Raw genomic sequence first — 25,012 nt, 5'->3', positions numbered from 1 at the left:
TTATACGCTTTTGGACAACATTTTCCTGTGGGTATGGATCGACATCACGATACCAAACCCGGCCATCAACACGATCAGTGCCGAGCCCCCGTAACTCACCAGCGGCAGCGGTACGCCAACAACCGGCAGAATACCACTCACCATACCAATATTTACGAAGACATAAACGAATAAAATCAACATTAACCCACCCGCCATGACCCGGCCAAAGGTGGTCTGCGCACGCGCGGCAATGTAGAGCCCACGCATGATCAGCAGCACGTAGAGTGCAAGCAGCACCAGGATGCCAACCAGCCCTAACTCCTCAGCCAGAACGGCAAAGATAAAGTCGGTATGGCGTTCCGGTAAAAATTCAAGCTGCGACTGCGTACCGTGCAGCCAGCCTTTTCCGCGCAGGCCGCCGGAGCCAATCGCAATCTTCGACTGAATAATATGATAGCCTGCGCCCAGCGGATCGGTCTCGGGATCGAGCAGCATCATCACGCGCTGGCGCTGGTAATCATGCATCAGGAAGAACCAGAGAATAGGGATAAAGGCAGCCAGCAGGACCACCGCAATGCCGATCAGGCGCCAGCTCAGGCCGGACAGGAACAGAACGAACAGGCCGGAGAGGGCGATAAGAATCGAGGTACCGAGGTCAGGCTGTGCGGCCACGAGCAGCGTGGGGAGGAAAATCAGCACCAGCGCAATGGCGGTATTTTTCAACGACGGCGGACAGACGTCGCGGTTAATGAAGCGCGCCACCATCAGCGGAACGGCGATTTTGGCAATTTCCGACGGCTGGAAGCGGACAATCCCCAGATCCAGCCAGCGTTGCGCCCCCTTCGAGATGGCACCGAACGCGTCTACCGCCACCAGCAAAATGATACAGAAAATATAGAGATAGGGCGCCCAGCCCTCGTACACGCGCGGTGGGATTTGCGCCATCACCACCATAATGACCAGGCCCATGGCGATCTGGCCGATTTTACGCTCCATCATGCCGATATCCTGGCCGCTGGCGCTCCAGATAACGAGGGCGCTGTACACCAGCAGAGCCAGCAGGATCAGCAGCATGGCTGGGTCGATGTGGATCTTATCCCACAGCGATTTTTTATTCGGATTATCCGTCATGATTATTGGTCCTCCGCCGCAGCGGCTGCCGGGTTTTCAGCAGGCAGTTCGGTGTTGTTATCACCCAGCATAATGTGGTCGAGGATTTGACGCATGATGGTACCCACCGCCGGGCCTGCGCCGCCGTTTTCCAGAATCATCGCCACCGCAACCTGCGGGTTATCGTAAGGGGCAAACGCCGTCATGAGCTTGTGGTCACGCAGACGTTCGGCAATTTTGTGGGCGTTGTAGGTTTCATTCGCTTTCAGACCGAAGACCTGTGCAGTACCCGATTTGGCGGCAACCTTATACGGTGCGCCAGCGAAATATTTGTGCGCCGTGCCGTTAGGGCGGTTGGCTACGCCGTACATACCGTCTTTCGCGATTTCCCAGAATCCGGAATGAATGTCACCCACCGGTGGCTCATGAGGCTGTATCCACGGCACTTTTTTGCCGTCTTCAACGGTGCTTTGCAGCAGGTGCGGCACTTTCACTACGCCATCGTTGATAAGGATCATCATCGCCTTGTTCATTTGCAGCGGCGTTGCCGTCCAGTAACCCTGGCCGATCCCCACCGGAATGGTGTCACCCTGATACCAGGGCTTTTTAAAGCGCTTCTGCTTCCATTCGCGGGTTGGCATGTTGCCGGAACGCTCTTCCGCCAAATCTATACCGGTGTAATGCCCGTAGCCGAATTTGCTCATCCATTCAGACAGACGGTCAATACCCATGTCGTAGGCGACCTGATAGAAGAAGGTATCCGCCGACTCCTCCAGTGATTTGGTCACGTTCAGATGGCCATGGCCCCATTTTTTCCAGTCGCGGTAGCGTTTTTCAGAGCCAGGCAACTGCCACCAGCCGGGGTCAAACAGGCTGGTATTGCGGGTAATGACGCCCGCGCTCAGCGCAGACACGGCGACATACGGTTTAACCGTTGAGGCTGGAGGATAAACCCCCTGCGTAGCGCGGTTCACCAGCGGGGTGTTTGGATCGTTGAGCAGGCCGGAGTAATCTTTGCTGGAGATACCGTCCACGAAGAGGTTCGGATCGTAGCTTGGCATGGAAACCATCGCCAGAATGCCGCCGGTACGCGGGTCGGTCACGATCACGGCGGCGCGGCTACCCGCCAGCAGCGTTTCGATATACTGCTGGAGCTTCAGGTCGAGCGTCAAATACACGTCATGTCCCGCCTGCGGGGGGACCTCTTTTAGCTGACGGATCACGCGACCACGGTTGTTGACTTCAACCTCTTCATAACCGGTCTGGCCGTGCAGGACATCTTCGTAGTAACGTTCGATGCCCAGCTTGCCGATATCATGGGTTGCAGCGTAGTTAGCCAGCTTGCCGTCTTTATCAAGACGTTCGACGTCTTTATCGTTGATTTTGGAGACGTAGCCAATCACGTGCGTCAGCGCGGAGCCGTAAGGATAGTAGCGGCGCTTATAGCCTTTGACTTCCACGCCGGGGAAACGGTACTGGTTAACGGCAAAACGGGCGACCTGCACTTCTGTCAGGTTGGTTTTTACCGGAATGGAGGTGAAGCGGTGAGAACGTGCGCGCTCTTTTTTGAACGCCGCGATGTCATCATCGTTCAGGTCGACAACGCTTCTCAGCGCGTTCAGCGTATCCTGCACGTTATCCACTTTCTCCGGCATCATCTCTATCTGGTAGATGGTGCGGTTTAGCGCCAGCGGGGTGCCGTTACGATCGTAGATAATGCCGCGGCTGGGCGCGATGGGCACCAGCTTGATACGGTTTTCGTTTGAGCGGGTCTGGTAATCGGTATAGCGGACAATTTGCAGATTATAGAGGTTGGCGATCAGCACGCCGGTAAGCAGCAAAATCCCCGTAAAGGCGACCAGCGCCCGGCGCACAAACAGCGCGGACTCAGCCGTATAGTCGCGAAAAGAATTCTGTAGTTTCATCCGCTGCTTAAGTTACCCTGGTCAGTCATTACTCGCGGTGATAAGGGTGGTTGGTAGTGATGCTCCACGCGCGATACAAACTTTCTGCCACGAGAACCCGCACGAGCGGGTGGGGCAGCGTCAGCGCAGAGAGTGACCAACTTTGTTCTGCTGCCGCTTTGCAGGCGGGAGATAACCCCTCTGGTCCGCCAATCAACAGACTGACGTCACGACCGTCCTGCTTCCAGCGCTCCAGTTCGTGCGCCAGCTGCGGCGTATCCCAGGGCTTGCCCGGGATATCGAGGGTCACGATGCGGTTTTTGCCTGCGGCAGCCAGCATCAGCTCTCCCTCTTTATCGAGAATACGTTTGATATCTGCGTTCTTGCCGCGCTTTCCTGCTGGGATCTCCACCAGTTCAAACGGCATATCTTTTGGGAAACGACGCAGATACTCAGTAAAACCGGTTTGTACCCAGTCCGGCATTTTGGTGCCGACGGCGACCAGTTGCAACTTCACGCATTAACCCCAGAGTTTTTCCAGCTCATACAGGCGACGGCTCTCTTCCTGCATGACGTGGACAATCACATCGCCGAGATCGACAACCACCCAGTCAGCGGTCGCTTCACCTTCAACGCCCAGCGGAAGCAGCCCTGCCGCGCGCGATTCCTGAACAACATGGTCAGCAATCGAAACAACGTGACGAGTTGAGGTACCGGTGCAGATAATCATGCAGTCGGTGATGCTGGATTTACCCTTAACGTCGATAGCGATGATGTCCTGACCTTTCAGGTCATCAATTTTGTCGATAACAAAATCCTGGAGTGCTTTACCCTGCAAGTTTTCCCCCTGGGTGAATGAGATTGTACAACTGTGAATTCGTGGTCAGCCAGTATACCTGAACTGACGCCAGTCGCGGGACAAATGTCACCGCCCGGCTTTTGAAGGCGGGTATCATCCCACCCTCCGCCTGAGATTGCATCGCCATTTTTGTAAAACAATTTCTGTAAAGCAACGATCGGCGGGAAAGTCTGGCAGCGGAGGATATCAGTATGGCTTAGCCTGTCAAGGCAGGATAATCATTAACAGACAATTTCGCCGGTGATGTTCAGGCATCTGTACTTTTCTGATACAGACCGTGTGCGTGGATATAGGCCAGCACAGGTAAGGGCAGGAGATCGTCACAGTTTAAACCCTGCTGGAGACGCTCGCGGATAAGGGTTGCGGAAATATCAAACCACGGCGTCTCGGCGAGGTAAATTTTACCGGCGGGCAGGCTGTGAAGGTCTTCTATATTGTCCGTCAGATGCGCGTCAAGCCACTGCTGATGCTGCGGTTCACGCATGGTCAGCGGGTAGCCCGGACGGCGGCAGACCAGCAAGTGACTGTTTTCCAGAATGGTTTCGTACTGGTACCAGCTGGGGAAGTTGAGCAAGGAATCCTGGCCGATGATAAACGCCAGCGGTTTCACTGGCCCCTGCTCAGCACGCCACTCCCGCAGGGTTTGCGATGTCCAGGACGGCGTATCCCGGCGCAGTTCGCGCTCGTCAAGCGTGAAGAGAGGCTTATCGGCGATAGCCAGCGCGAGCATCGCTTTGCGCTGCTCGCTGGTTGCTTCTGGCTGAGGACGGTGCGGCGGAACATTGTTGGGCATGATGATCACCCGCTGCAAGCCAATCAAATTCGCGAGGATTTCTACCGGCTTAAGATGCCCATAGTGCACCGGGTCGAAGGTCCCGCCATACATTGCCTGTAAAGAATGCATATCACCCATCGATAAATACGTCTGCCAGCGCCTTATGGCAGAGCAGTAAAGAGAGGCTCTCCAGCTCCGCCCAGACGGACTGGCCGTAATCCTGTTTCAGCGTCAGTTCGGCGCGCATCAGCAGCTGCACGGCCTGACGCAACTGCTCCTGGCTCAGGCGGTTTATCGCCTCTGTGGTCATCGCCCGACGGTTCTGCCACACGCGATGCTTGTCGAATAAGGCGCGCAGGGGCGTATGCGCAGACTGGCGCTTAAGGTTGTTCAGCAGCAGTAGTTCGCGCTGGAGCGTGCGGAGCAGAATGACCGGCTCACTGCCTTCCAGGCGCAGCTGTTGCAGTATGTGCAGGGCACGCTTACTTTTCGCCGACAGCAGCGCATCAACCCAGTGGAAGGGGGTAAAGTGCGCGGCATCGTTCACCGCCTGTTCGACACGGGGCAGCGTCAGCTTGCCATCCGGCCACAGCAGGGAGAGCCTGTCCAGCGCCTGCGCCAGTGCCAGAAGATTGCCTTCATAGCAGTAGCAAAGCAGCTGGCTGGCGGCATCGTCCAGTTGCAGGTTGTGCTGCTTTGCTCGCGCGGCGACCCATTTTGGCAGATGTGCCTGCTCTGGCGTCTGGCAGGTAACCAGTACTGCACTGGTGGCCAGCCGGGTAAACCAGGCCGCGTTTTCCTGCGCTTTTGTGAGTTTGTTGCCGCGTACTATCAGCAGCAGATCGCTGTGTAACAAGCTGACCAGCATGGCGAGCTGTTCGTTGATGGCGGCGTTAGGGCCATTCTCTGGCAGCAGGATCTGGATTGTCTGACGTGAGGCAAACAGGCTCATGGCCTGACATAGCGAGAAGATAGCGTTCCAGTCGGTACTGTTATCGATCTGGAACGTATGATGCTCATCAAAGCCCTGCACGGCTGCCGCATGGCGAACAGCATCAAGGCTTTCCTGAAGTAACAGGGGGTCGTTACCAAGTAGCAGGTAGGCCGCGCGCAGCCCTTCGTTGAGCTGCGCGCGGAGTTGTTCAGGATACAACCTGATCATCAGTTACCCAGCGACGTTGGCATGTCCGGCGTGCTGGCATCCGGTGTTTCGATGACGTCAGCGCCTTTTTTCGACGACGCGGCAATGGCAGGCAGTCTACGGATCAGCTGCTCTGCGGCCTTATCATACATTTCCTTGATGATAATCTGCTGTTCAGCGTCTTTTGCCAGGGCCGTCTGCGGGTTATCGAAGAACGAACGGTAGACTTTGGTGTTGATAGGGTAAATATCTTTACCCGGCATTAAGACGGCCGCATCAACGGTAAGCACCATTTGATATTCCGCGGTTCGACCATCCTGGAAGATCGACGCCGTGTCTTGTGACAGCGTTGATTTCAGGACGCGAAGCGAAGGAACATCCTGACGCAGGGTTCCCTTCTCGATCAGCTTAACATCGTTCAAACGCAGCTGGTTACGAATGGCCCGGCTCAGCGGTCCGTTCGGATCGGATGAGTCGAAGATCATCGTTTTCATCTGCGCAGGCACTGCCGTGGTGTTGCGCAGGTGCCAGCCGCAGCCAGCGGTGACGAGCACCGCCAGAGATAAGAGTATTGTTGCCAGTTGTCGCACGTTTCCTCCCGCGCTTAGCCAACGACCAGATTCAGCAGTTTACCCGGTACGTAGATCACTTTACGTACGGTAACGCCCTCAAGGTATTTCGCGACCAGATGTTCCTGGCCTGCGCGCTCGCGAACCTGTTCTTCGGTTGCGTCGACCGCGACGGTGATTTTACCGCGCACTTTACCGTTAACCTGCACCACCACCAGCGTGGTGTTTTCCACCATAGCGGATTCATCAGCCACTGGCCACGGCGCGTTGTCGATATCGCCTTCGCCTTTCAGCTCTTGCCACAGCGTAAAGCTAACGTGCGGTGTGAACGGGTTCAGCATGCGAACGACCGCCAGCAGCGCTTCACGCATTAACGCGCGATCCTGCTCGCCGTCCTGCGGAGCTTTCGCCAGCTTGTTCATCAGTTCCATAATAGCCGCAATTGCGGTATTGAAGGTCTGACGACGACCAATATCGTCGGTGACTTTCGCAATGGTTTTATGAACATCACGACGCAGCGCCTGCTGATCTTCAGTCAGTGCAGCTACGTTCAGCGCTGGCGCATCGCCCTGAGAGGTGTGCTCGTAAACCAGTTTCCAGACGCGTTTCAGGAAGCGGTTGGCCCCTTCAACACCGGATTCCTGCCACTCCAGGGTCATGTCTGCCGGAGATGCGAACATCATGAACAGACGCACGGTGTCTGCACCGTAACGCTCAACCATCACCTGCGGGTCGATGCCGTTATTTTTAGACTTGGACATCTTGCTCATGCCGGTATAAACCAGTTCATGACCTTCAGCGTCTTTCGCCTTCACAATACGGCCTTTCTCGTCACGTTCGACAATCGCATCAACGGGAGAAACCCAGTTACGCTCGCCGTTCGCGCCAACATAGTAGAACGCATCTGCCAGCACCATCCCCTGACACAGCAGCTGTTTTGCTGGCTCGTTGGAATTGACCAGGCCTGCGTCACGCATCAGTTTGTGGAAGAAGCGGAAGTAGAGCAGGTGCATGATGGCGTGTTCAATACCGCCGATGTAGATGTCTACCGGCAGCCAGTAGTTTGCCGCGTCGGAATCCAGCATGCCTTCTTTGTACTGCGGGCAGGTGTAGCGCGCGTAGTACCAGGAGGACTCCATGAAGGTGTCGAAGGTGTCGGTTTCACGCAGCGCTGGCTGACCGTTGACGGTGGTTTTGGCCCACTCAGGATCGGCTTTGATCGGGCTGGTGATACCGTCCATGACCACGTCTTCCGGCAGGATCACCGGCAGCTGATCTTCCGGGGTTGGCATGACGGTGCCGTCTTCCAGGGTCACCATAGGGATTGGCGCACCCCAGTAACGCTGGCGGGAAACGCCCCAGTCGCGCAGACGGTAGTTCACTTTACGCTCGCCCACGCCCAGCGAGGCCAGTCTGTCGGCGATGGCGTTGAAGCCCTCTTCGAAGCTCAGGCCGCTAAACTCACCGGAGTTAAATAGGGTGCCTTTTTCGGTCAGCGCCTGCTCGGAGAGGTCAGGTTCAGAACCGTCAGCCGCCAGGATCACAGGCTTGATGTTCAGGCCGTATTTGGTAGCAAATTCGTAGTCACGCTGATCGTGGCCCGGCACGGCCATCACTGCGCCCGTACCGTATTCCATCAGCACGAAGTTCGCTGCCCAGACCGGGATGGCTTCGCCCGTCAGCGGGTGAATTGCTTTGAAGCCGGTATCAACGCCTTTTTTCTCCATCGTCGCCATGTCGGCTTCGGCCACTTTCGTGTTGCGGCATTCGTCGATGAAGGTTGCCAGCTCCGGATTGTTTTCCGCTGCTTTTTGTGCCAGCGGGTGACCCGCAGCCACGGCAAGGTAAGTCGCACCCATGAAGGTGTCCGGACGGGTGGTGTAGACAGTCAGGGTCTGGTCGTAGTTTTCTACGTTGAAGGTGATTTCAACGCCTTCGGAACGGCCAATCCAGTTGCGCTGCATGGTTTTAACGGTGTCAGGCCAGTGATCCAGAGTGTCCAGATCGTTCAGCAGCTCGTCAGCGTAGGCGGTGATTTTGATAAACCACTGCGGGATCTCTTTACGCTCAACTTTGGTGTCGCAGCGCCAGCAGCAGCCGTCGATAACCTGCTCGTTCGCCAGTACGGTCTGGTCATTCGGGCACCAGTTAACGGCGGACGTTTTCTTGTAGACCAGGCCTTTTTTATACAGCTCGGTGAAGAACTTCTGCTCCCAGCGATAATATTCTGGAGTACAGGTAGCCAGCTCGCGGCTCCAGTCGTAGCCAAAGCCCAGCATTTTCAGCTGATTTTTCATGTACGCGATGTTGTCGTACGTCCACGGAGCCGGTGCCGTGTTGTTTTTCACCGCCGCGCCTTCAGCAGGCAGGCCGAACGCATCCCAGCCGATAGGCTGAAGAACGTTTTTGCCCAGCATACGCTGGTAGCGTGCAATCACATCACCGATGGTGTAGTTACGCACATGGCCCATGTGTAGTCGACCAGAAGGATAGGGAAGCATCGACAGGCAGTAATACTTCTCTTTGCTCTCGTCTTCGGTTACTTCAAAGGTGCGCTTCTCGTCCCAGTGTTGCTGGACTTTTGATTCTATCTCTTCCGGGCGGTATTGCTCTTGCATGGCAGCCAGTGGTCCTGTGTTCAATACAGCTACAAATGTAGCCAATGGATGTGGTAATTCAGATCCGCATAGCATAGCCCAAACGCCCGCGTCAAAACAGCCTTTCACGCAAATGCACTTTGCAGGAATTTACCGGGTCTGTGCTTCACCTGACAAAGCGGTGACGAAATAAGGTCTATTATTAGAGACAGTTACTTACCCGGGAGGCAAAATGATGAACAAGGTTGCTCAATTTTACCGTGAACTGATGGCCACACTGACGGAACGGCTGCGTAACGGCGAGCGCGATATCGACGCGCTGGTCGAACAGGCACGCGCACGCGTGACGCAAACGGGTGAGTTAACGCGAACCGAAGTGGAAGAGGTGACGCGCGCCGTGCGCCGTGACCTGGAAGAGTTTGCGCGAAGCTACGAAGAGAGTCAGGACGAGATCGCCGACAGCGTTTTTATGCGGGTCATTAAAGAGAGTCTGTGGCAGGAGCTGGCGGATATTACCGATAAAACCCAGCTGGAGTGGCGCGAGGTGTTCCAGGATTTAAACCACCACGGTGTCTATCACAGCGGCGAAGTGGTGGGGCTGGGGAATCTGGTGTGTGAGAAGTGCCACCACCATATGGCCGTTTATACGCCGGAGGTGCTGTCGCTGTGTCCGAAATGCGGTCACGACCAGTTCCAGCGTCGCCCGTTTGAGCCATAAGTAAAAGCGCAGGTTTATTCCCTCTCCCCGTGGGAGAGGGCCAGGGTGAGGGCATCAGGCCGCAGAATAATAAGCCAGCCTCTCCGCCAGCAGATCCACAAACGCTTCCCGATCAATATCCACCATTACCGTCGTATTCGGCTTGTTTCCCGTCAATGAGTAATAGTCTACCACCGTCATTCCTTGGGTATATTTCCCCTGCGTCTCCACGCCAACCCAGCGATCCACCGTGGTAAACATCTCCGGCTTCAGCAGCCAGGCTATGGTGCATGGGTCGTGCAGCGGCGCGCCGTGGAAGCCCCACTTCTCAGCTTTGTGATACTCCATAAAGAAGTCGAGCAGCTCGGCCACGGTCGTTGCAACCGGGTTGCCCACGGCGCGGAAGCATTCAATATCGTCTGCCATAATCTGTGCCCGATGCGTCACGTCCAGCCCCGCCATCACAATCGGCAGGCCCGACTGGAAGACGATCTCCGCCGCTTCCGGGTCAACAAAGATGTTGAATTCGGCCGCAGGCGTCCAGTTCCCCAGCCCCATTGACCCGCCCATGATGACGATACGGGCGATGTTGCTGTGCAGTTCAGGATGGCTGTTCAGCAGAAGCGCAACGTTGGTCTGCGGGCCGGTAGCCACCAGCGTCACCGGCTCTGCGCTTTCACGCAGTATCTTCGCCATTAGCTCGACGGCAGTGCAGTCTTGCGGTGCGAAACCTGGCTCCGGCAGTGCCGGGCCATCCAGCCCGCTTTCACCGTGAACGTTGTCCGCAATGATCAGCTCGCGCATCAGCGGCTTAATGGCGCCGCCTGCGACCGGAATATCGGTGCGTTTCAGCAGCGTCAGCATGCGCAACACGTTTCGCAAGGTTTTATCCGGCGTCTGGTTCCCGGCGGAGGAGGTGACAGCTTTGACGTCCAGTTCAGGGGAGGCAAGCGCGAGGACGAGCGCGATCGCGTCATCATGACCCGGATCGCAGTCGATAATTATAGGGTGTGCCATAGCGTTCTCCATTCTTAGCATTATTTTGTGACAAGGTTAACGCTGCGATGTGACGCCGAATAGAAAAAGAGATCTAAAGCGTGAAGCAGTGCGCAATCCGCAGATTGCGCACTGAAAAGATTAATGCAGGATTTTAGCGAGGAAGTCTTTAGCGCGTTCGGATTTCGGATTCGCGAAGAACTCTTCTTTCGGCGAGTCTTCAACGATTTTCCCTTCATCCATGAAGATCACGCGGTTGGCCACTTTACGGGCGAAGCCCATTTCGTGCGTCACCACCATCATGGTCATCCCTTCGTGCGCCAGCTCCACCATCACGTCCAGCACTTCGTTGATCATTTCAGGATCGAGTGCAGAAGTCGGTTCATCGAACAGCATCGCCACCGGATCCATACACAGCGCCCGCGCGATTGCCACGCGCTGCTGCTGGCCGCCCGAAAGCTGTGCCGGAAACTTATCCGCATGCGCAGAGAGCCCGACGCGTTCCAGTAACTTCAGCCCTTTTTCGCGCGCCGCTTTTTTATCGCGCTTCAGCACTTTCACCTGCGCAAGCGTCAGGTTTTCAATGATCGACAGGTGCGGGAACAGCTCAAAATGCTGGAACACCATGCCCACGTGGGAGCGAAGCTGGGCAAGGTTGGTTTTACGGTCGTTCACTTTGGTGCCGTTAACGACAATCTCGCCCTGCTGGACAGGTTCCAGACCATTAACGGTTTTGATAAGCGTAGACTTACCGGAACCGGACGGGCCGCAGACCACCACCACATCGCCTTTTTTCACTTCTGTTGAGCAGTCGGTCAGCACCTGAAAGTGCCCATACCATTTAGAAACATTTTTCAGGGAAATCATTATACGGTCCTTTTCTTCAGCCAGCTGACCAACAGCGATGCGCTTAAACTAATCACAAAATAGACCCCGCCCGCGAAGAGGATCATCTCAACCTGCGTTCCGTCACGTTCGCCAATGGTGGAGGCGGTACGGAAGAAGTCTGCCAGGCTCAGCACGTAGACCAGGGAGGTATCCTGGAACAGGACGATGCCTTGCGTCAGCAGCAGCGGAACCATGGCGCGAAACGCCTGCGGCAGAATAATCAGCTTCATGGACTGCCAATGCGTCATACCGAGCGCCAGCGCAGCGCTGGACTGCCCGCGCGAGATACTCTGAATACCGGCGCGGATGATCTCGGAGTAGTAGGCGGCTTCAAACATGGAAAACGCCACCATGGCAGAGATCAGGCGGATATCGGTTTTCGGCGACAGACCCAGCACGTTCTGTAAGAAGCCGGGAACAATCAGGTAAAACCACAGCAGCACCATGACCAGCGGGATGGAGCGGAACACGTTAACGTAAGCCGTGGCGAACCAGGCGAGCGGCTTAAAGCTCGACAGGCGCATCACCGCCAGCAGGGTGCCCCAGACAATACCGACAATAATAGCGATAACGGTGATCTTTAAGGTAATTGCCAGTCCATCCAGCAGATAGGGCATGGAGGGAACAATGGAACTCCAGTCAAATTCGTACATTATTTGCCCCCCAGATTGCCCGGCAGGCGTACTTTGCGTTCAACCAGGTTCATCACCAGCATGATGAAAGCGTTAATCAGAACATACGCGAGCGTGATCGCCGTGAAGGATTCCCACGCGTGAGCGGAGTAATCCAGCAGCTTACCCGCCTGCGCCGCCATATCGACCAGGCCAATGGTTGAGGCGATGGCCGAGTTTTTCACCAGGTTCATCATTTCGGAGGTCATTGGCGGAACGATGACGCGGTAAGCGTTAGGCAACAGGACGTAACGGTAGGCCTGTGGCAGGGTCAGGCCCATCGCCAGTGCCGCATTCTTTTGCCCGCGCGGCAGTGACTGTATGGCGGCACGTACCTGCTCGCAGACGCGCGCAGCGGTGAACAGCCCCAGACACAGCATGGAAGAGACAAAGAACTGTACGTTAGGATCCAGTTCTGCCTTGAACCACATGCCGAGATCTTCCGGCAGCAGTTCCGGGATCACCAGATACCAGGTAAAGAACTGCACGATCAGCGGAACGTTACGGAACAGTTCCACATAGAGCGTGCCAATTGAAGAGAGAAAACGGTTAGGGACGGTACGCAGAATACCGAACAGCGAACCGACAAGAAACGCGATAATCCACGCCGTTATCGATAGCGCAACGGTAACCTGAAAGCCGCTCCACAGCCAGCCGAGATAGGTGGTGTTGCCGAACGGGGCTTGTTGCAGAAAGATGCCCCAGTTCCAGTCAATTGACATAGTAAACTCCAGAAAAAAGAGGGTAGCAGCGCTACCCTCGAAGATTGGTGAGAAGCTCAATTTTTGCGCTGAGTGGGGAACGACCACTCAACGTATAGTCTGTCCATGCTTCCCGACAATCGAGAGGGCAGGAGATCCCGCCCCTGTCGTTCTAATTAGTTAAGAGCTTTATCGTTTGGTGATTTGAACAGCGCTTTCATGTCGTCAGACAGTTCAAAGTTCATGTTCAGGTTTTTTGGTGGAATAGGGTTCTTGAACCACTTGTCGAACCATTTTGCCGCTTCGCCAGAGGTTTGCGCCTGAGCGATGGTGTCATCGATCAGCTTTTTGAAATCTTCATCGCCTTTACGCAGCATACAGCCGTAAGCTTCTTTCGACTGCGCGGTTCCGACGATTTCCCAGTTGTCTGGTTTCTTCGCCTTCGCGCGTTCGCCCGCCAGCAGGGCGTCATCCATCATAAACGCGACAGCACGACCGCTTTCCAGGGTACGGAAGGAGTCGCCGTGGTCTTTCGCGCTGATGATGCGCATGTCCATTTTCTTCTCGTCGTTCAGCTTGTGCAGCAGTACTTCGGATGTGGTACCGGAGGTCACGACAACCGCTTTGCCTTTCAGGTCAGCAAAGTCTTTGATATCGCCGCCTTTTTTCGTCAGCAGGCGAGTGCCCACAACGAAGATGGTATCGGAGAAAGCGGCCTGTTTCTGACGTTCAAGATTGTTGGTGGTCGAGCCACACTCAAAATCAAACGTGCCGTTTTGCAGCAGAGGGATACGGTTCTGTGAAGTGATGGGGATCAGCTTCACTTGCAGGTCAGGTTTGTTCAGCTTTTTCTTCACGGCTTCAACGATGGCGTTGGAGTAATCCTGTGAATAGCCCACGACTTTTTGCGTGTTGTCGTAGTAAGAGAACGGGACAGAAGATTCACGGTGGCCGACCACGATCACGCCGTTTTTGGCAATCTTGTCGAGAGTGCTTCCCGCTGCCGGAGCGTCTTCAGCGTGGACGACGCCCGCAGACATTCCCATAACCAGCATTGCTGTGGCCAGTTTACGTAATTGCATACCCAACTCCTTTCTTATCAGCGCCAGTGACGCATAGATACCCATTGTGATGTTGTTATATCTCGCGCAATGCGAGTGCAGTGTTATGCAAGCTTGTTAACATTTAGTCTGGCTTAATGTAAAGATTTTGCTGCGTTATTGTTTATTTTTGCGAAGCGCGCCGCACCATTCCGAGGCAATAATCTCCCGTTGCACCGTTTCGGTGCCACCGGCGATCGATGCTGGTGCGACAGGGTTGCACGTTAAGCCAGACAGCGTTTGCGTGAAGAAATAAAGCAACAGGCGTGCCAGAATTGAAGGGTTGGGAGGAAATTGTCGGGTGGCGGCGACGCCTTAACCGACCTGCGGGAGTAAAAATGTAGGCCGGGTAAGCGTCAGCGCCACCCGGCAACAGAAGGTTAGACTAGCGACGACGCTGACGCAGGCTCATCAGCACGGCGCCAAAGCCGAACAGCGCGGTCAGGATCCACAGCGGCCAGTTGCCGGTGCGGGCGTACGGCGTCAGGCCCGAGGCAGGCGTAACTTTGGTTGTCAGCACTTCACGGGTGAACTGCGGGATCATGGCCTGGATTTCGCCCTGCGGGCCAATCACGGCGGTGATGCCGTTATTGGTGCTACGCAGCAGCGGACGCGCCAGCTCCAGAGAACGCATTCGCGCCATCTGGAAGTGCTGCCACGGGCCAATCGATTTACCGAACCAGGCGTCGTTTGAGATGGTCAGCAGATAGTCGGTGTCCGGGCGGAAGTTATCGCGCACCTGCTCGCCGAGGATAATCTCGTAGCAAATGGCGGCCGTCAGGGCAAAACCGTGCGCGTGAAGCTGCGGCTGAACGTACGGGCCGCGGCTGAACGAGGACATCGGCAAATCGAAGAACGGTGCCAGCGGTCGCAGAATCGACTCCAGCGGAACAAACTCGCCAAACGGTACAAGGTGGTTTTTGTTGTAGCGATTGGTAGAGGTATAGCTGTATTCGCTGTCCTTACCGAGCGTAATGATCGCGTTGTAGGTGTCATAGCGGTTCTGCTGGTTCAGACGCGCATCCACAATGCCGGTAATCAGCGTACTGCCGCGGGCGCGCAGCAAATCGTCCATCATCTTCAGGAAGGGCTGCTGATTGATCTCCAGGTCCGGGATCGCAGACTCAGGCCAGATGATGAGCTGTGATTTGCCCATCACCTCTTCGGTGGCGTTGGCGTAGATTTTCAGCGTGTTCAGCAGCTGATTCTCATCCCATTTCAGTGACTGCGGGATATCGCCCTGCACCAGAGAAACCTGCGTGGCGCGCGCGGGCTCCAGCGTGTACCACTGGATATAGCGCAGCGGGAAGGGCAGGGCAAACAGGATCAGTGCGACAACCAGCGGCTTCCCGTTACGTGTCACCAGGGCCAGCACCAGCAGGCCGCTGACCGCCATTAACAGGAAGTTGATCGCCTCCACGCCCATGACGGGAGCCAGACCTTTCAGCGGGCCGTCTATCTGGCTATAGCCGAACTGCAACCACGGAAAGCCGGTCAGTACCCAGCCGCGCAGAAATTCGGTGATTTGCCAGACAACGGGAGCGGCTATCGCCACGCGCAGCCAGCTGGTTTTAGGCCACAGACGAGAAAGGACACCCGCGAACAGGCCGGTGTAGAGCGACAGATACGCGGCGAGCAGCACAACCAGGAAGACGTTAACCGGCCCCGGCATTCCGCCAAATTGCGCGATACTGACGTAGACCCAGTTGATGCCAGAGCCGAACAGCCCCAGCCCCCAGAAGTAGCCGATGGCCGCGGCCTGTACCGGGCGACGGTTCAGGGTAAGACCCTGTAGCCCCATCAGGGAGAGAAGAGCGGCAGGCCAGATATCGTAAGGAGAAAAAGCCAGCGTACCGCTGGCTCCGAGTAACAGCGCCAGCAGCAAACGGACGCGCTGGCGTTCTAATAATGGGGCAAATGCCATTTACATTAATCTTCCAGTTTTGGCACCGGTGAGTCGTCCGGCATTCTGACGTGAACCTGAATAATACGTCGGCTGTCAGCCATTGCGACCTTGAACTGGTAACCATCGATGTCAACGGTTTCACCGCGGGCCGGAAGATGGCCGAAGGCCTGCATCACCAGACCGCCAATGGTGTCCACTTCTTCATCGCTGAAGCTGGTGCCGAAGGTGTCGTTGAAGTCTTCAATGGAGGCCAGCGCGCGCACGGTCCAGGTGTGGCGGCTCAACTGACGGAAGTCGATATCCTCTTCTTCGTCATACTCATCTTCAATTTCGCCCACGATCAGCTCAAGGATGTCCTCGATTGTAACCAGACCGGAAACGCCGCCAAATTCATCAATAACAATCGCCATGTGGTAGCGCTGGGAGCGAAACTCCTTCAGCATCCGATCCACACGTTTACTTTCCGGCACAACGACGGCCGGACGTAACACTTTTTCCATACTGAAGGCTTCGGCATCGCTGCGCATAAACGGCAGCAGATCTTTCGCCATCAAAATCCCTTCGATGTGATCTTTATCTTCGCTGATGACCGGGAAGCGCGAGTGAGCCGATTCGATAATCACATCGAGGCACTCGTCCAGCGTCTGGTTGCGTTTCAGGGTGATCATCTGCGAGCGGGGGATCATGATGTCGCGAACGCGCTGGTCGGCGATGTCCATCACCCCTTCGAGCATTTCGCGCGTATCTTCATCGATAAGATCGTTCTGCCCGGAATCACGAATCAGCTCCAGCAGTTCATCACGGTTTTTGGGTTCGCCGTGGAAAAGCTGGTTCAGAATGAGGGAGAAAAATCCCTTTTTTGTGGTTGTCGTGTCGCTACTGTGTGAATTGTCGTCGCTCATGGCGTTTGTTAAGGGTTCTCTTGTTAGTTCAACGTTAACCGCCGCGCTCTATCCCTGCGCGGCGGCATGGTAGTCAGTGACTGACTATTCTTTCTCGGCAATGTACGGATCCTCATAGCCCAGAGCAAGCATTATCTCTGTCTCGAGGGATTCCATCTCTTCCGCTTCGTCATCTTCGATATGGTCGTAACCCAGAAGATGCAGGCTACCGTGCACCACCATGTGTGCCCAGTGTGCTTCCAGCGGCTTTTGCTGCTCTTTGGCTTCCTGCTCAACCACCTGACGGCAGATGATCAGATCGCCCAGCAGCGGCATCTCAATACCCGGAGGCGCTTCGAACGGGAAAGAGAGCACGTTGGTCGGCTTATCTTTCCCGCGATAGGTCAGGTTGAGCTCATGGCTTTCCGCTTCATCCACCAGGCGAATCGTGACTTCTGATTCTTCCTGAAACTGAGGGATAACCGCATCCAGCCATTTCTGAAACTGTGCCTCTTCTGGCATGCCGGAATTATCTTCACAGGCCAGCTGTAAATCGAGGATCACCTGACTCATTTCTGTTCATGCTCCTGCGCTTCGCGCTTACGTTCTGCGGCCAGTTCGGCCCTGCGCTTCTGATCGGCCTCTTCCCAGGCCTCATAAGCGTTAACGATACGCGCGACGACCGGATGGCGTACCACATCTTCACTGTGGAAGAAGTTAAAGCTGATTTCGTCTACTTCGGCCAGCACTTCGATGGCGTGACGCAGACCCGATTTGGTGTTGCGCGGCAGGTCAATCTGGGTCACGTCACCGGTGATAACCGCTTTCGAGTTAAAGCCGATACGCGTCAGGAACATCTTCATCTGTTCGATGGTGGTGTTCTGGCTCTCATCCAGAATGATGAACGCGTCGTTAAGCGTACGGCCACGCATGTAGGCCAGCGGGGCGACTTCAATCACGTTACGCTCAATGAGCTTTTCAACTTTCTCGAAGCCGAGCATTTCGAACAGCGCGTCGTACAGCGGGCGCAGGTAAGGGTCCACTTTCTGACTCAAATCGCCCGGCAGGAAGCCGAGTTTCTCACCGGCTTCTACGGCAGGACGGGTCAGCAGGATACGGCGGATCTCCTGACGCTCGAGCGCATCTACCGCCGCAGCAACGGCCAGATAGGTTTTACCCGTCCCCGCCGGACCCACGCCGAAGGTGATGTCATGGTCAAGAATGTTGGCGATGTACTGCGCCTGGTTAGGCGTACGCGGCTTGATGACGCCGCGCTTGGTCTTAATATTGATGGCCTTACCGTAGTCCGGCACGCTCTCGGCGCTCTGCTCGAGCACGCGCGCCTCTTTGATGGCAAGGTGGATCTGTTCAGGCTCAATATCCTGAATTTCGCCGCGCATCGGGGCGGTATCAACATACAGGCTGCGGAGAATATCTGCCGCGGCGTTGACGCAGATTGGGCGTCCGGTGAGTTTGAAATGGTTATCGCGACGATTGATTTCGATACCCAGACGTCGCTCCAGTTGTTTGATGTTGTCATCAAACGGCCCGCACAGGCTCAGCAGGCGAGCGTTGTCTGCGGGCTCAAGGCTAATTTCACGCGTATCTATGTTCAAACTGTTCCTCTTTAATTGGTTAACTGACCTGTGGCCACACGGCGTAATAAAACGGTCATTACCGAAATTATTCACGCCATAGAATAAAGGCGCAAGCGTTGCGGTAGATATTGGGGGTGATGAGAGGAAATACAAGGCCTGCCAGGAGGGCAGGCCAGAAGGATTATGGCTGGTAAATACCTACGCCAGAATCGTTGACTTTGCGGGTACGAGAGATGACGGATTCAGGCGTCTGTGCGATGCGCAGACCCATTTCGTCCTCGGTGCGCACCAGCTTCCCGCGCAGGGAATTAGTCAGCACTTCGACAATCTCAACGTCCACAAATTTACCGATCATGTCCGGGGTGCCTTCAAAGTTCACCACGCGGTTATTTTCGGTTCGACCGGACAGTTCCATGATGCTCTTACGGGAAGTGCCTTCCACCAGAATACGCTGGACGGTGCCGAGCATGCGACGGCTCCACGCGTTGGCCTGCTGGTTGATACGCTCCTGCAAAATATACAGACGCTGTTTTTTCTCTTCTTCCGGCACGTCGTCAACCATATCGGCAGCAGGCGTGCCCGGGCGCGCGGAGAAGATGAAGCTGTAGCTGACGTCGAAATTCACGTCGCCGATGAGCTTCATGGTGCGCTCGAAGTCGTCAGCGGTTTCGCCAGGGAAGCCGACGATGAAGTCGGAGCTAATCTGGATATCCGGGCGCGCTTCACGCAGCTTGCGGATGGTGGATTTATACTCCAGCACCGTGTGTGGACGGCCCATCAGGTTCAGCACGCGATCAGAGCCGCACTGAATCGGCAGGTGCAGGAAGCTCACCAGCTCCGGCGTATCGCGGTAGACGTCGATGATGTCGTCGGTAAATTCCATCGGATGGCTGGTGGTAAAGCGAATGCGGTCGATGCCGTCAATCGCCGCCACCAGTCGCAGCAGTTCAGCAAAGCTGCCCGTGGTGCCGTCGTAGTTCTCACCGCGCCAGGCGTTAACGTTCTGGCCCAGCAGGTTCACTTCTCGTACGCCCTGGGCGGCAAGCTGAGCGATTTCAAACAGAATATCGTCCGCCGGGCGGCTCACCTCTTCACCGCGGGTATAAGGCACCACGCAGTAAGTACAGTATTTGTTACAGCCTTCCATGATGGAGACGAAAGCGGTCGGGCCATCCGCGCGCGGCTCTGGCAGACGGTCAAATTTCTCGATCTCCGGGAAGCTCACGTCAACCACCGGGCTGCGATTGCCGCGAACCTGATTGATCATCTCTGGCAGACGGTGCAGGGTCTGAGGGCCAAAGACGATATCCACATAGGGGGCTCTCTGGCGGATCAGCTTACCTTCCTGCGATGCCACGCAGCCACCCACGCCAATGATCAGGTCCGGATTTTTCCGTTTGAGAAGCTTCCAGCGGCCTAACACATGAAAGACTTTTTCCTGTGCTTTTTCACGAATTGAACAGGTGTTCAGCAGCAGCACATCGGCTTCTTTCGCATTTTCAGTCAGCTGGTATCCGTGGGTGGTATCCAGCAGATCGGCCATCTTGGATGAATCGTATTCGTTCATCTGACAGCCCCAGGTTTTTATATGGAGTTTTTTAGTCATCGACTTGCTCAGCTCAGGATTGCAAGCCGCGTATTGTAATGCTTTGGTGCGGTTGTGACCAGTATGAAGGTTGTCAACCTCAGGACCGCAAAAATCCGGTAAACTTAAGGCATTCTCCAATAAGGAATAGTGACCATGACACTCCTGAACACCGAAGTTGCCGTTGTCGGCGGCGGTATGGTCGGCGGCGCACTGGCGCTGGGGCTGGCGCAGCAGGGATTTGATGTAACCGTTATTGAACAGGCGGCTCCGCCGGCATTCGATCCTGCCAGCAAGCCGGACGTGCGTATTTCCGCCATCAGCGCGGCGTCTGTTGATCTGCTTCGCGGGCTGGGCGTCTGGGAGACGGTGCTGGCGATGCGCGCGCATCCCTACAGCCGTCTTGAAACCTGGGAGTGGGAAAATGCCCACGTGTCGTTTGACGCCGCCGAGCTGAAACTGCCGCGCCTGGGTTATATGGTGGAAAACAACGTGCTCCAGCAGGCGCTCTGGCAGGCGCTGGAGGCGCATCCGAAGGTGACGCTGCGCGTTCCGGCCTCGCTGAAAGCCCTGCATCGTCAGGAAAGCGGATATCACCTGACGCTGGACAACGACGACGAGCTGGCCGTGAAGCTGGTGGTGGGGGCAGATGGCGCGAACTCGCAGGTCAGGCAGATGGCAGGCATTGGGATCCATGCCTGGCAGTATCAGCAGTCCTGTATGCTGATCACCGTTCAGTCAGAAAACGCACCGGGCGAAAGCACCTGGCAGCATTTTACGCCGAACGGCCCGCATGCATTCTTGCCGCTGTTTGATAACTGGGCTTCGCTGGTGTGGTACGACAAACCGGCGCGTATTCGGCAGTTGCAGGGGCTGTCAATGGCGCAGTTGCAGCGTGAAATCCAGCAGCACTTCCCGAGCCGTCTGGGGAACGTAACGCCGGTTGCTGCCGGTGCATTCCCGCTGATGCGACGCCACGCGTTGCAATATGCCCGTGAAGGGCTGGCGCTGGTGGGGGACGCGGCGCACACCATACATCCGCTGGCGGGGCAGGGGGTTAACCTGGGATACCGTGACGTCGATGCGCTACTGGACGTGCTGGGCAACGCACGCGCTCACGCGGAAGTCTGGGCCAGCCATCAGGTACTCAAGCGCTACCAGACGCGCCGGATGGCGGATAACTTCGTTATGCAGTCGGGAATGGATCTGTTCTATGCCGGGTTCAGCAATGACGTGGGTCCGGTGCGGATATTGCGAAATATCGGACTGATGGCGGCAGAGCGTGCCGGTGGCCTGAAGCGTCAGGCCCTGAAATACGCCCTCGGACTCTAATCTTAATTCCCTCTCCCCGTGGGAGAGGGGTAGGGTGAGGGCATCAGGCCGCACTATTCTGAGCAACAAAAACAAAAAAGCCCGCAGAGCGGGCTTTTTTGTTTTAAGTGGCTGGGGTGCAGGGATTCGAACCCCGGAATGCTGGTATCAGAAACCAGAGCCTTACCGCTTGGCGACACCCCAATTGCGTTAAACAAAAGGCTTAACGACTTTAAAGTGGCTGGGGTACGAGGATTCGAACCTCGGAATGCCGGAATCAGAATCCGGTGCCTTACCGCTTGGCGATACCCCAACAATGTTCAGTTTACCGAATGGTATTCGATAACGTAAATATGGTGGCTACGACGGGATTCGAACCTGTGACCCCATCATTATGAGTGATGTGCTCTAACCAACTGAGCTACGTAGCCAGTACTGCAATCTTCGATGGCTGGGGTACCTGGATTCGAACCAGGGAATGCCGGTATCAAAAACCGGTGCCTTACCGCTTGGCGATACCCCAATACCGCGGAGAACCGCATGATCGAAGAAATATGGCTGGGGTACCTGGATTCGAACCAGGGAATGCCGGTATCAAAAACCGGTGCCTTACCGCTTGGCGATACCCCATCCGTGCAACGCTTACCTGGGAATGGTGCGGGAGGCGAGACTTGAACTCGCACACCTTGCGGCGCCAGAACCTAAATCTGGTGCGTCTACCAATTTCGCCACTCCCGCAAAAAAGATGGTGGCTACGACGGGATTCGAACCTGTGACCCCATCATTATGAGTGATGTGCTCTAACCAACTGAGCTACGTAGCCATCTTTTTTTCGCGTTACCTTATCGGCGTTGCGGGGCGCATTATGCGTATAGACCCTTGCAGCGTCAACACCTTTTTCAATGAAAATAGCCGGAATGTGACTGTTTGGTTAGGTTGCGAACAGCGAGGCCGAATATTCGACAATTATTGGTTATTAATCGTTTTTATGCGGGGAAAAGAGAGGCAAAAAATTCAGGCCCCGGAGGGCCTGATTATGGTCTGGACATTATTTATAAGCAGCCTGGTGAACGCCTACCGCACGTCCTGATGGATCGTTCATGGCTTTGAAAGATTCATCCCATTCAATGGCTTTGGCAGACGAGCAGGCGACCGATGGCCCCCCCGGTACGCACTCGGCTGCGCTTGGAACCGGGAACAGTTCTTCGAAGATCTCACGGTACAGATACGCCTCTTTTGAGCCCGGCGTGTTGTACGGGAAGCGGAAGCTCGCGGTTTCCAGCTGTTGGTCAGAAACCTGCTTCGCCGCCACCTCTTTCAGGGTGTCGATCCAGCTGTAGCCTACGCCATCGGAGAACTGCTCTTTCTGACGCCACGCCACGCTCGCCGGCAGATAGGATTCAAAACATTCGCGCAGGATATGTTTTTCCATTTTGCCGTTGCCGCACATTTTATCCTGCGGGTTGATGCGCATTGCCACGTCGAGGAATTTCTTATCGAGGAACGGCACGCGGGCTTCCACGCCCCAGGCGGACATGGCCTTGTTGGCGCGCGCGCAGTCAAACATGTGCAGCGCCTGTAGCTTACGCACCGTCTCTTCATGCAGCTCTTTGGCGTTTGGCGCTTTATGGAAATAAAGATAACCGCCAAACACTTCGTCAGAACCTTCGCCGGAGAGCACCATCTTGATGCCCATCGCCTTGATCTTACGCGACATCAGGTACATCGGCGTGGAGGCGCGAATGGTGGTCACATCGTAGGTTTCAATGTGATAGATCACGTCACGGATCGCGTCCAGGCCTTCCTGCACGGTGAAGTGAATTTCGTGGTGCACGGTGCCCAGATGGTTCGCCACTTCCTGGGCAGCCTTCAGGTCAGGTGCCCCTTCAAGACCCACGGCAAAGGAGTGCAGCTGCGGCCACCAGGCTTCGGAACGCTCCTGATCTTCCACGCGACGGGCGGCGAATTTTTTGGTGATCGCGGAGATCACGGAGGAGTCCAGGCCGCCGGAGAGCAGAACGCCGTACGGCACGTCAGACATCAGGTGGCTCTTCACGGACTCTTCCAGCGCCTGACGCAGTTCGGCTTTATCCGTCACGTTGTCTTTGACCGCGTCATAGTCAAACCAGTCGCGCTGGTAATAAGGGCGGATCTCGCCGTCTTTACTCCAGAGGTAGCTGCCCGCCGGGAACTCTTTAATGGTGCGACAAACCGGTACCAGCGCTTTCATCTCTGAAGCAACGTAGAAGTTGCCGTGTTCATCGTGCCCCATGTACAGCGGGATAATACCGATATGGTCACGGCCAATCAGATAAGCGTCTTTTTCGCTGTCGTACAGCGCGAAGGCAAACATGCCTTGCAGCTCGTCGAGGAACTCCGGGCCTTTCTCCTGATACAGCGCCAGGATCACTTCACAGTCAGAACCGGTCTGAAAGGCGTAGCGGTCACCGTACTCGGCGCGCAGCGCCTGATGGTTGTAAATTTCACCGTTAACAGCCAGCGCGTGCGTTTTTTTCTCATTATACAGCGGCTGTGCACCGGCGTTGACGTCAACAATGGAGAGACGTTCGTGAGCCAGGATCGCTTTATCGCTGGCATAAACGCCTGACCAGTCCGGACCGCGATGGCGCATCAGGCGGGACAATTCGAGTGCTTTTTTACGCAGTTCGCCCGCGTCAGTTTTAATATCCAGTACGCCAAAAATAGAACACATAACCTTCTCCGTTAACCCTGTTGCATTGTGATGTTGCTTGCTTATGAAAATGCCGCAAAAGGGGGAGGGCGCGCAAGCGTTTTACGGGTGAAAACGTAAATAGTGCAATGACGATTGCCGAATCTTAAAAATAGAGCATGCCGAAGGCGATTTTATTGATGATTATTCAGTAAAAGGCGGTTTTTGTTAGATGACGGTATGTTTTACGACGCCAGAAATGAAAAACCACGCCCTGGGGCGTGGTTCTGAATCAAATAACGTCGATTTCGTCGACAGAAGGGTAAATCCAGCTTGGCCGGAAGGGCATCGTATCAATGTCATCAAGCTGCGAGACGCCAGAAAGCACCAGAATGGTTTCAAGCCCCGCCTGGAAACCGGCCAGAATATCGGTGCGCAGGTTGTCGCCAACAATGACGGTATCTTCCGAGTGTGCCTGCATCGTATTCAGCGCGGCGCGAATGATCCACGGGCTTGGTTTGCCGACAACAAACGGCTTACGGCCAGAGATTTTTTCGATACCGGCGCACAGCGCACCGCAGGCGGGATAAAAACCACGACCGTGCGTATCCGGGTTGGTGGCGATAAAACGCGCACCGTTGGCGACAAAGTAGGCTGCTTTATGCATCATCTCCCAGTTAAAGGAGCGCGTTTCACCCACGATGACAAAGTCCGGGTTCACGTCGGTGATGGTAAAGCCCGCTTTATACAGCTCGTGGATCAGCGCGCCTTCGCCGACCACGTAGGCTTTCTTGCCTTCCTGACGCTTCAGGAAATCCGCCGTTGCCATAGCGGAGGTATAAAACACGCTGTCCGGGACATTAACGCCCGCAGTCGCAAAGCGGTTTGCCAGATCCTGACCAGTCTGTGAAGGGTAGTTCGTGAGAAGAACCAGTGGCATTCCTTTGTCGATGATGCGGTGAAGAAACTCCGCAGCACCCGGCACGGCAACGTTGTCGTGCATCAGCACGCCGTCGATATCACAAATTACATTCTTAATGGTCATGGACAATCCGACATCAAAAAAAGAA

At 55.6% G+C, this 25,012-nt stretch carries 21 protein-coding genes, 7 tRNA genes and 1 pseudogene; 2 read left to right on the top strand and 27 right to left on the bottom strand.

Translation table 11 applies throughout. The features are described 5' to 3' along the window. The 8 genes and pseudogenes from mrdB to leuS all read right to left on the bottom strand — a co-directional run bounded on the left by mrdB (nucleotide 1) and on the right by leuS (nucleotide 8,958). Nucleotides 1-1,113, bottom strand: coding sequence for a peptidoglycan glycosyltransferase MrdB (gene mrdB, locus N5C09_RS04480; protein ID WP_048966702.1), 1,113 nt, complete (start codon nucleotides 1,111-1,113; stop codon nucleotides 1-3). 2 nt (nucleotides 1,114-1,115) lie between these two features. After that, nucleotides 1,116-3,017 carry a peptidoglycan DD-transpeptidase MrdA gene (mrdA, locus tag N5C09_RS04475; protein ID WP_063449377.1) on the bottom strand — a complete coding sequence of 634 codons (1,902 nt, stop codon included), beginning with the start codon at nucleotides 3,015-3,017 and terminating at the stop codon, nucleotides 1,116-1,118. Nucleotides 3,018-3,045: 28 nt separating this feature from the next. After that, complete coding sequence (gene rlmH / locus N5C09_RS04470; RefSeq protein WP_003858701.1) at nucleotides 3,046-3,513, bottom strand: 23S rRNA (pseudouridine(1915)-N(3))-methyltransferase RlmH; 468 nt, start codon at nucleotides 3,511-3,513, stop codon at nucleotides 3,046-3,048. Nucleotides 3,514-3,516: 3 nt separating this feature from the next. Next, nucleotides 3,517-3,834, bottom strand: coding sequence for a ribosome silencing factor (gene rsfS / locus N5C09_RS04465; protein ID WP_003858696.1), 318 nt, complete (start codon nucleotides 3,832-3,834; stop codon nucleotides 3,517-3,519). 268 nt (nucleotides 3,835-4,102) lie between these two features. Continuing rightward, entirely contained in the window at nucleotides 4,103-4,768 is a 666-nt protein-coding gene (gene nadD, locus N5C09_RS04460) for a nicotinate-nucleotide adenylyltransferase (protein WP_063866080.1), read from the bottom strand. Then, nucleotides 4,761-5,792 carry a DNA polymerase III subunit delta gene (gene holA, locus N5C09_RS04455; protein ID WP_107534920.1) on the bottom strand — a complete coding sequence of 344 codons (1,032 nt, stop codon included), beginning with the start codon at nucleotides 5,790-5,792 and terminating at the stop codon, nucleotides 4,761-4,763. Before holA ends, nadD begins: the two co-directional genes overlap by 8 nt. A 59-nt stretch (nucleotides 5,793-5,851) precedes the next feature. Further along, nucleotides 5,852-6,361: pseudogene (gene lptE / locus N5C09_RS04450) on the bottom strand (LPS assembly lipoprotein LptE); the annotation flags it as partial. 14 nt (nucleotides 6,362-6,375) lie between these two features. Continuing rightward, nucleotides 6,376-8,958 (bottom strand): leucine--tRNA ligase, encoded by a 2,583-nt coding sequence (gene leuS, locus N5C09_RS04445; RefSeq protein WP_063449373.1) that lies wholly within the window; start codon nucleotides 8,956-8,958, stop codon nucleotides 6,376-6,378. Nucleotides 8,959-9,172: 214 nt separating this feature from the next. Here leuS and N5C09_RS04440 point away from each other — a divergent pair, with 214 nt between their 5' ends. Beyond that, nucleotides 9,173-9,655, top strand: coding sequence for a zinc ribbon-containing protein (locus N5C09_RS04440; protein ID WP_107535661.1), 483 nt, complete (start codon nucleotides 9,173-9,175; stop codon nucleotides 9,653-9,655). A 54-nt stretch (nucleotides 9,656-9,709) separates the two neighbouring features. Here N5C09_RS04440 and rihA read toward each other — a convergent pair whose 3' ends face one another. From rihA to miaB, 10 genes are all read right to left on the bottom strand, one after another. After that, nucleotides 9,710-10,651, bottom strand: a complete 942-nt coding sequence (rihA, locus tag N5C09_RS04435; RefSeq protein ID WP_279748524.1) for a pyrimidine-specific ribonucleoside hydrolase RihA — start codon at nucleotides 10,649-10,651, stop codon at nucleotides 9,710-9,712. 120 nt (nucleotides 10,652-10,771) lie between these two features. Further along, nucleotides 10,772-11,497 (bottom strand): amino acid ABC transporter ATP-binding protein, encoded by a 726-nt coding sequence (locus N5C09_RS04430; RefSeq protein WP_006809622.1) that lies wholly within the window; start codon nucleotides 11,495-11,497, stop codon nucleotides 10,772-10,774. Next, nucleotides 11,497-12,171: a glutamate/aspartate ABC transporter permease GltK gene (gene gltK / locus N5C09_RS04425; protein ID WP_022647437.1), complete on the bottom strand. Its 675-nt coding sequence runs from the start codon at nucleotides 12,169-12,171 to the stop codon at nucleotides 11,497-11,499. Before gltK ends, N5C09_RS04430 begins: the two co-directional genes overlap by 1 nt. Further along, a complete protein-coding gene (gene gltJ / locus N5C09_RS04420; RefSeq protein ID WP_015571133.1) occupies nucleotides 12,171-12,911 on the bottom strand; it encodes a glutamate/aspartate ABC transporter permease GltJ in 741 nt (246 codons plus the stop codon). Before gltJ ends, gltK begins: the two co-directional genes overlap by 1 nt. Nucleotides 12,912-13,066: 155 nt before the next feature. Continuing rightward, a complete protein-coding gene (locus N5C09_RS04415) occupies nucleotides 13,067-13,972 on the bottom strand; it encodes an amino acid ABC transporter substrate-binding protein (protein ID WP_003858681.1) in 906 nt (301 codons plus the stop codon). A 403-nt stretch (nucleotides 13,973-14,375) separates the two neighbouring features. Beyond that, nucleotides 14,376-15,914 carry an apolipoprotein N-acyltransferase gene (lnt, locus tag N5C09_RS04410; protein ID WP_279748523.1) on the bottom strand — a complete coding sequence of 513 codons (1,539 nt, stop codon included), beginning with the start codon at nucleotides 15,912-15,914 and terminating at the stop codon, nucleotides 14,376-14,378. A gap of 5 nt (nucleotides 15,915-15,919) precedes the next feature. After that, nucleotides 15,920-16,798, bottom strand: a complete 879-nt coding sequence (gene corC / locus N5C09_RS04405; RefSeq protein ID WP_003858679.1) for a CNNM family magnesium/cobalt transport protein CorC — start codon at nucleotides 16,796-16,798, stop codon at nucleotides 15,920-15,922. A gap of 84 nt (nucleotides 16,799-16,882) precedes the next feature. After that, nucleotides 16,883-17,350 (bottom strand): rRNA maturation RNase YbeY, encoded by a 468-nt coding sequence (gene ybeY, locus N5C09_RS04400; RefSeq protein ID WP_003858677.1) that lies wholly within the window; start codon nucleotides 17,348-17,350, stop codon nucleotides 16,883-16,885. Continuing rightward, the gene (locus tag N5C09_RS04395) at nucleotides 17,347-18,393 is read right to left on the bottom strand and encodes a PhoH family protein (RefSeq protein ID WP_022647440.1); all 1,047 of its coding nucleotides are present in this window, start codon (nucleotides 18,391-18,393) and stop codon (nucleotides 17,347-17,349) included. The genes ybeY and N5C09_RS04395 overlap by 4 nt, the downstream gene beginning before the upstream one ends. 163 nt (nucleotides 18,394-18,556) lie before the next feature. Beyond that, nucleotides 18,557-19,981 carry a tRNA (N6-isopentenyl adenosine(37)-C2)-methylthiotransferase MiaB gene (gene miaB / locus N5C09_RS04390; RefSeq protein WP_063449370.1) on the bottom strand — a complete coding sequence of 475 codons (1,425 nt, stop codon included), beginning with the start codon at nucleotides 19,979-19,981 and terminating at the stop codon, nucleotides 18,557-18,559. A 135-nt stretch (nucleotides 19,982-20,116) separates the two neighbouring features. On the opposite strand from miaB, the gene ubiF reads away from it, so the two are divergent. Beyond that, nucleotides 20,117-21,292 carry a 3-demethoxyubiquinol 3-hydroxylase gene (gene ubiF, locus N5C09_RS04385; RefSeq protein WP_279748522.1) on the top strand — a complete coding sequence of 392 codons (1,176 nt, stop codon included), beginning with the start codon at nucleotides 20,117-20,119 and terminating at the stop codon, nucleotides 21,290-21,292. A 108-nt stretch (nucleotides 21,293-21,400) separates the two neighbouring features. On the opposite strand, the gene N5C09_RS04380 is transcribed toward ubiF, so the two are convergent. From N5C09_RS04380 to nagD, 9 genes are all read right to left on the bottom strand, one after another. Continuing rightward, nucleotides 21,401-21,475: transfer RNA gene (locus N5C09_RS04380), tRNA-Gln, on the bottom strand. Between the two features lie 34 nt (nucleotides 21,476-21,509). Continuing rightward, a tRNA-Gln gene (locus N5C09_RS04375) sits at nucleotides 21,510-21,584 on the bottom strand. Nucleotides 21,585-21,625: 41 nt separating this feature from the next. After that, nucleotides 21,626-21,702, bottom strand: a tRNA-Met gene (locus N5C09_RS04370). A 17-nt stretch (nucleotides 21,703-21,719) separates the two neighbouring features. Next, a tRNA-Gln gene (locus N5C09_RS04365) sits at nucleotides 21,720-21,794 on the bottom strand. Between the two features lie 32 nt (nucleotides 21,795-21,826). Further along, nucleotides 21,827-21,901 (bottom strand) — tRNA-Gln (locus N5C09_RS04360). Between the two features lie 23 nt (nucleotides 21,902-21,924). Continuing rightward, a tRNA-Leu gene (locus N5C09_RS04355) sits at nucleotides 21,925-22,009 on the bottom strand. Between the two features lie 8 nt (nucleotides 22,010-22,017). Then, nucleotides 22,018-22,094, bottom strand: a tRNA-Met gene (locus N5C09_RS04350). 225 nt (nucleotides 22,095-22,319) lie between these two features. Continuing rightward, nucleotides 22,320-23,984, bottom strand: a complete 1,665-nt coding sequence (gene asnB / locus N5C09_RS04345) for an asparagine synthase B (protein WP_279748521.1) — start codon at nucleotides 23,982-23,984, stop codon at nucleotides 22,320-22,322. A gap of 250 nt (nucleotides 23,985-24,234) precedes the next feature. Then, a complete protein-coding gene (gene nagD / locus N5C09_RS04340) occupies nucleotides 24,235-24,987 on the bottom strand; it encodes a ribonucleotide monophosphatase NagD (protein ID WP_063449367.1) in 753 nt (250 codons plus the stop codon). Between the last annotated feature and the right edge of the window lie 25 nt (nucleotides 24,988-25,012).

Origin of the sequence: Enterobacter sp. GD03975 (assembly GCF_029838645.1) — a bacterium.
Lineage (GTDB): Bacteria > Pseudomonadota > Gammaproteobacteria > Enterobacterales > Enterobacteriaceae > Enterobacter > Enterobacter quasihormaechei.
The sequence above is the reverse complement of the archived record's forward strand: the minus strand, read 5'-3'. Positions and strand labels throughout refer to the sequence as shown.